The organism is Moorena sp. SIO3E8 (genome assembly GCF_010692445.1).
Taxonomy (GTDB): Bacteria; Cyanobacteriota; Cyanobacteriia; order Cyanobacteriales; family Coleofasciculaceae; genus Moorena; species Moorena bouillonii.
Genome location: NZ_JAAHHM010000228.1, coordinates 1 through 6857, shown reverse-complemented (window position 1 = coordinate 6857; position 6857 = coordinate 1). Strand labels below are relative to the sequence as shown.

Annotated in this window: 3 protein-coding genes and 1 pseudogene; 1 reads left to right on the top strand and 3 read right to left on the bottom strand. The window is 42.8% G+C overall.

Translation table 11 applies throughout. The features are described from left to right. Positions 1-127 precede the first annotated feature (127 nt). Positions 128-1006 (bottom strand): annotated as a pseudogene (locus F6K46_RS37290) (transposase); the annotation flags it as partial. A gap of 580 nt (positions 1007-1586) precedes the next feature. Here F6K46_RS37290 and F6K46_RS37285 point away from each other — a divergent pair. Then, complete coding sequence (locus F6K46_RS37285; RefSeq protein ID WP_293068618.1) at positions 1587-2699, top strand: FHA domain-containing protein; 1113 nt, start codon at positions 1587-1589, stop codon at positions 2697-2699. On the opposite strand, the gene F6K46_RS37280 is transcribed toward F6K46_RS37285, so the two are convergent. Next, positions 2641-3822, bottom strand: coding sequence for a hybrid sensor histidine kinase/response regulator (locus F6K46_RS37280; protein ID WP_293073276.1), 1182 nt, complete (start codon positions 3820-3822; stop codon positions 2641-2643). The genes F6K46_RS37285 and F6K46_RS37280 overlap by 59 nt on opposite strands. 133 nt (positions 3823-3955) lie before the next feature. Further along, positions 3956-6664, bottom strand: a complete 2709-nt coding sequence (locus F6K46_RS37275; RefSeq protein WP_293068554.1) for a CHASE2 domain-containing protein — start codon at positions 6662-6664, stop codon at positions 3956-3958. Positions 6665-6857: the final 193 nt, after the last annotated feature.

The following is a 6857-nucleotide window of genomic DNA, read 5'->3' as shown; positions in this document are numbered from 1 at the left end:
TCTTCAAGGACAGGACTTTCACCTGTATCAAATGGACAGTTAGGATTTTGAGGAGTTAGTTCCTCGCGAATCCCCCAGTCCATACCCCTTTACTTTCTAAAGGCTCCTGACTGGAACGAGCCGCACATTTAGCGAGACAGTGATTTTTAACCAAATTTTTAACCCTTAGATCTTCGTAGGCGACCAGATCGTTAGACCGGATTACGCAGCGTGCCAGTCTCTTGGCATGCTCTTCACGTTGCCTGCTTATTCTAAGGTGCTGCCTGCCTAATTTATTAATCGCTTTCTTACGGTTGGATGTTCGCGAAGCGTGGCCTACGGCCTTGCCTTTCTTTTTTCGGGATACTCTGCGCTGATAAAACTTCAGTCGCTTTTCACCCGTTCGATAAAATCTAGGATTAGGTTCAGCGTTCCCATCGGAATCAGTGTAAAAATATTTTAAGCCAACGTCCAATCCAATAGTATTACCGGTAGGCTTTAGAATTTCATTATTATCAGCCTGAACACAAAACTGAACATAATACCCATCTGCCCGAAAAATAATCCGAACCCTCTTAATCTGCTTCTTGTCAAAGCGCCATAAATCCCACGTACCATTGAGTTTAAGCTTTCCAATTCCCTTTTTATCAGTGAAAGTGATTGATTTTTTATCCGGGGACAGGTTCCACCCAGATTGCTTATATTCAACCGACCTGCCGCGTTTTTGGAACTTAGGAAAGCCTTTTTTACCAGGTACTTTCTTCTTGCAGTTATCGTAGAACCGAGCAATCGATGACCATGCTCTTTCAGATGCGGCCTGGCGAGCGGTAGAGTTCAATTCATTGGCAAAAGGAAACTGTTTAGCTAAAACCTTACAATATTTGCTAAGGTCGTATTTCCCAGTACCCTTATTGTCTAGCCAAAGCCTAATGCAACTATTTCGGATAAACTTAACCGTCCGAATGGCCTCATCAATGGCTTGATATTGGGGCTTTTTGCCTTTGGCTTTGAACTCTAGAATTATCATCAGATATCGACCCTTTACGTTACTATTTTAGTCTATAACACTCAGCGACAATTGTCAATGCATGTTCTAAAAAAAAGCCGTCCATTGAATTTACCGTAAGATAGTGGAGCCTTTATGGTCGGCAGGCCGTGAAAAGGGTTAAAACTTATTGAATAAGGCTCCACTATCTAAGGTTTCTATCCAGCGAAGGACGGGGCTTTAAACCCAAATTTTTCGGTAAAAGCCATGGTAAACGCATCTTCCCTCTTAGAGGTTGTCTGAGAAGTCTCATTTGCTACATCCAAGCCCCCTAAATCCCCCAATTTTGGGGGACTTTTAGAAACAAATTGACTCTTTTTCCCCCCAAATTTGGGGGGCTAGGGGGGCAAAATTCAGTATAAAAAAACTTTTCAGATATCCTCTTATATACAACCCGATGTATTGTACTCAAGTACAAACCGTTATAATAGATTCAGGCGGTTCCGGTAAATCCCTGTCCGACATTCATCTCGCCATTGATCAGGCAGCATTCCATCGGAGCATCCTGTCGGCGGAATGGTAAAAAAAGCACTACTCCCATCACTCCTCTAAACAAAATCTAATGTCTGGTAACTCACCCCCACTCATTCAAACCGTCACCCCAGAGCGTTGGGCAGGGTGGAGCATGGACTTTATCGGGGCAGGCTATATTGCTTTATTTGTCAAAAATGGTCGGTGTGTGCGGGTATGGAAGCCAGGGCGTCATGTCAGCTTCGCCCTACCCTGGCTAGAAAAATGTGAACTGCTCCTAGTAGACAGCAAACTCCGGCACTTGCCCATTACCTCTCAAGGAGACTTTCTATCCCGCGATCAGTATCTTGTCAATGTCTCTTTGAATGTAATGTATCAAGTGGTAGATGCCAAACGAGTTGCTCTAGAAATATCTGACCCCATTGCTGCCTTAACTAGTGCCGTTAAAGATAGTTTAGGAGTAGCAATTAGTCACCTGAGGATGGAACAGTTAACCAATCAGGGACGAGTAGACGTCCGACAATACATTCTCGACCATGTTGACGTTTACTATACCGTAGGCTTTTCCATCGAAGATGTGCGAGTCAGTGACATCAGCTTTCCTAACACACGGGGGATAATTCGTCAAGTCGAAGGGATGAGTGCTCGACAGGAAGCAGAACATGAAGCCGTCCTAAAAATGCAGATTGCCAATGCTGGTCGCCCAGAACTCTCCCCACCACCAATCCAGCAAGTCAATATCCTCCCTGGTGGAGAAGCTAACTCTAAACACTCCATTGTCAATCAGGAAGTACCTAGGGCTACAATTCCAGACGAATCAGCCGCCACACCCAGTCTGCCCATTCGCGATCAACCAGTACTTGCCCCAACCGTACTTTTTTCCAATCCTACCCCAGCAAGCAAGGGGCGTTTAGTAAACCGTTCATCCGGTGCCATCATTGTTTTGTCTGCTAATCCTTTCACTATTGGTAGAGAACCCACGAACACCCTAGTGTTAGAAGATGCGATGTGTTCTCGCAACCATGCCCAAATTCTGCAAATTCCAGAGCCTCAGGACAAAGTGCGCTATCAAATCATTGATGTAGGTAGTTCCAATGGTACTTTTGTGGACCAACAGCGGCTTACCTCCCATCAACCCTTTTCGCTCAGTGCAGGAAATGTGATCCAGATTGGTAATCAGGAATGGACTTTCCAGTTACCTTGAGCAGTTGATCCGCATCTAATACTCTACGAGGTAGCATTACCGTAAAGGTAGTGCCAAGACTGATATCACTGTTTAGACTAATTGTCCCGCCATGGATATCGACACATTTTTTGACAATAGCTAACCCCAGTCCACTACCAGAAATATTTTCTACATTCGAGCCTCGATGAAAAGCATTAAACAGATTATGTTGGTCTTTCCTCGGAATGCCAATCCCATCATCACTCACCTCAAAAATAACTTGGTTATTTTGACAGGCAAACTTAATCAAAACCTTACCTCCATTAGGGGAATACTTGATAGCATTATCAATCAGATGGGTAAGGATTTGTAGTAGCAGCTTAGAATCAAACAACGGTCGCCCACACTGTTGATCAATTTTTAAAATCAGGCGATGTTGCTCACCATAGTTATGTTGCATGTCATCCACTAGATCACGCACAAATACCCCTAAATCCAAAGGAGTAGGCTGAAACTCTAGTTGTTCAAATTCTGCCTTATTAAGGAACATCACATTACCCATTAAGTCCGTTATCCGTTGAACAGCTTCTCGGATCCGTTGAAAATGTTGGCTTTGCTTAGATTTATCCCATCTATGGCAGTAAGCTTCCAGGAGTTCAGAACTGGAGAGAATGCTGGTCAAAGGCGTGCGGTACTCATGGGAAATGGCTATGATCATCCGAGATTTAAGATGATTGAATTCTTGTTCTTGGGCTAGAGCTTTGCGTAGCTGAGCTTCTAATTCTCGCAGTTGCTGGTTTGCCTGTTGTAGATCAGCAGTGCGTTCCGCTACCCGTTCCTCTAAGTATAGATTTTGGTCTTCTAGTTGTTTGGTCAGGAAATGCAGTTGTAAATGCACCTGGAGACGGGCTAACACTTCTTCAGTCTGAAACGGCTTGGTGATGTAATCTACAGCCCCCAGGGACAAACCTTTGATCTTATCAACCGTGTCATTCAAAGCAGTCATAAAAATCACTGGGATTTCATTAGTTGCCGGATTAGATTTCAGTCGGCGGCAGGTTTCAAAACCATCCATTACCGGCATTATTACATCTAACAAAATCAGATCTGGTGTTGCATATTCGGTCTGATCGATAGCCGTTTCACCATCAGTTGCTACCAAAATTTACCATCCCGAATTAGCGATCGCTTCTGACAACACTTTCAGATTCGTGGGATTGTCATCAACGATCAAGATAGTGGCTTGATCAACTTTATTGATAGTCATGGATTTACCCCCTGAACGATTTGATAAATTACCGAATTTGCTTAACCTGAAAGCTAGTTGCTAATTGCCTTAACTCATTGGCAAAAGGCCCAAATTTTTTATCTCTCTGTTCCAGTTCAAGCACAGTTTTCTCTATGCCATGGATATTGCCTCTTTTTGCCAATTCAAATAGCTTTTCAATTCCCTCAGCTGGTGGAGGTAAAATTTCATCTGTCTCCAGTGGTAAATTTTCGGTATTTATACTTTCTAGATGATTATTGGCTTCATAAAACCAATCAATTTTTAAATATTTTTGTAACTGATTAAAAAGATAATCCATGTTAATTGGCTTAGATAATAATGCATCAGCTCCAGCCTTTATACTGTTTTCTATGTCAGTTTCAAAGGCACTAGTAGATACAACCATAATCACTACATTTGGCAGTTGTTGTGATTTTCTAATAGCACCGATCATTTCCAATCCATCCATAATTGGCATCACAATGTCTGTCAAAATTAAATCGGGCTTAATTTCTGTTGCTTGCTGATAACCTTCTTTACCATTACTTGCTTTAAAGCAACGAAATCCAATCGACTCTAGTAGGTTAATGAGTAACGAGCGATTGTTGAGATGATCATCCACTATTAAGATGGTTGGAGGTTTACCTTTAATGCCAACAATATTGCTGCTGTCTACGACTGTTTCTTGCTCCAGGGATTCCGTAGCAGTTGCTAGTTCCAAATCTAGCCAAAACTGACTTCCCTCACCTAAGGTACTATCTACTTTTATTTCACTCCCCATTAGGGAGATAAGTTTCATACTAATTGCTAATCCCAAGCCAGTGCCTTCTGACTGTTTTTTAGTATCTCCTACCTGCTCAAACGGCAAAAAAATATTTTTCAACTGTTCTGGAGTCATCCCTACACCAGTATCTTCAATTTTAAATCTGATTGTGTGGGAACGGTCACCATTCAAGGATGAACCGATTAAACTTACTTGAAAGGTCACACTTCCAGTCTCGGTAAATTTAATCGCATTACCCAGTAAATTAATTAAAACTTGCCGCAGGCGTTTTTCATCCCCATAAATTGCCACTGGAAGCTGAGGATCGGCATGGTAAATAAACGATATACTTTTTTCCTGGGCACGAATCCGACAAATTTCAACCACGCCCATCAAGAAGGAATAAAAATGAATATCACTTTTGTGCAGCTTTAGTTTCCGAGCTTCAATTTTAGATAGGTCTAAAATATCATTGATTAAAGTAAGCAAATGAGAGCCACACTGGTGAATAATACCGATGCCATCCAGGTCTGATTTACTTATATTCGAGGAGCGTTTGAGGATTTGAGCGTATCCCAAAATGCCATTGAGGGGAGTGCGCAGTTCATGGCTCATGTTAGCCAAAAATTCGCTTTTTGCCTGGTTAGCCACATCAGCAGCTACTTTGGCTTTTTCTAATTCTTGGGTGCGCTCTTTAACTTTGACCTCCAAAGTGCGAGAATAATCTTGCAATTGCTGGTTAGCTTGTTTCAATTGCCATTGATTGTGGGTATTAGTTCCTAAAATTGCCGATAAACCTAGAGCCATTAATGGGGAAATTACAGGAATCCACCAACCTGTTAGAAAGACTAAATAGCTACCACCGACAATCATGCCCCCTGTGATCAAAATACTCAGAATTAATTTGCTCAGGAGATGTTTTCTTAACCAGTTAGTCTCTGGTAATAGCCAACTTCCTACGGCTCCGATCAACGAACACCAAAAAATCCATAGCCCCTGTGCGTTAACAGACCATACTCGCAGCAGAAGTCGTCCATCAACTGCTGCACTCAACATCTGGCTGGCGATATTGGCATGAATAACGACACCAGGCATTTCCTGAACGCTAGAGCTCACACTGCTATCATAGGGAGTCGGAAAAATGTCGTTAAGGCTCGGTGCAGTCATACCAATCAAAACAATGCGATTGTACAACTGCTCCGGCGAAATTCTATTGCTCAGAACATCACTGATTGAAACTGTATTGAAGCGCTCCTGGGTGCCACGGTAATTCAACAATATTTGGTAGCCTCCAAGATCTGCACCTTGATAACCAGCATTTTTCTGGGTTAGATTGAAAAATCTTGCTTGACCTAATTGGTAAGACTCGCGCCTCCCATCGATTTTTTTGAGATTGATCCCTTTGGCTTGAAGATACATCAAGCTCAATCTAACGCCTAAGGTAGGTATATCCTGACCGGATTGATCTGCTGCTGATATCAAGCTTCGCCTTACTTTACCATCCCCATCTAGCACCAAATCGGCTAGAGCAACTTGATCTCGTTGTGCTAAGGTCGGAGGTGGTGCAACTCTTTTATCCCTCAGCACGGACTTTACTCCAATCAAGTTTGGTGTGGACTTCATCACCTCAACCAACTCCTGATAACCAGGTTCCACTGGAAAATCGCGATAAATATCCAGACCAATAGCTTGAGGCCGGTATGCTTTAATTTTTTTGATTAACTCAGCTAAAACAGCATCAGAAATCGGCCATCCTCCAAGTTGAGTCAGATCCGATTCATCAATGGTGATAATCACAATGCGATTATCAATGTCTTCAACCGGACGCAGGCGAAAAAATTGATCCAGGGTAGCCCACTCCAGTAGCTGGAACCATCCTGCCGTATCCAAAACAGTGACCAGTGCAGCCACAACGGGAGCTATTATCAGTACAAAGCGCCATTGCTTCAAACGCTCTTTAAAGTGAAGCCACATTCCCCTTAGTCAATCTCTAATCTAGGTCAGGTGTGTTCTCTACCAACCTTGGTGAGAAGCCTATAGCTGAAGTTCCCCCGTGCATTTGTACTACAAGGCCAGTGAAAGGCTATCCTAATCAGGGATTTGGGTGACCAATCCCTGACCCTTGTGTGTCCATGTAATCTTTCGATTTTCTTAAGATTTAGGTGAG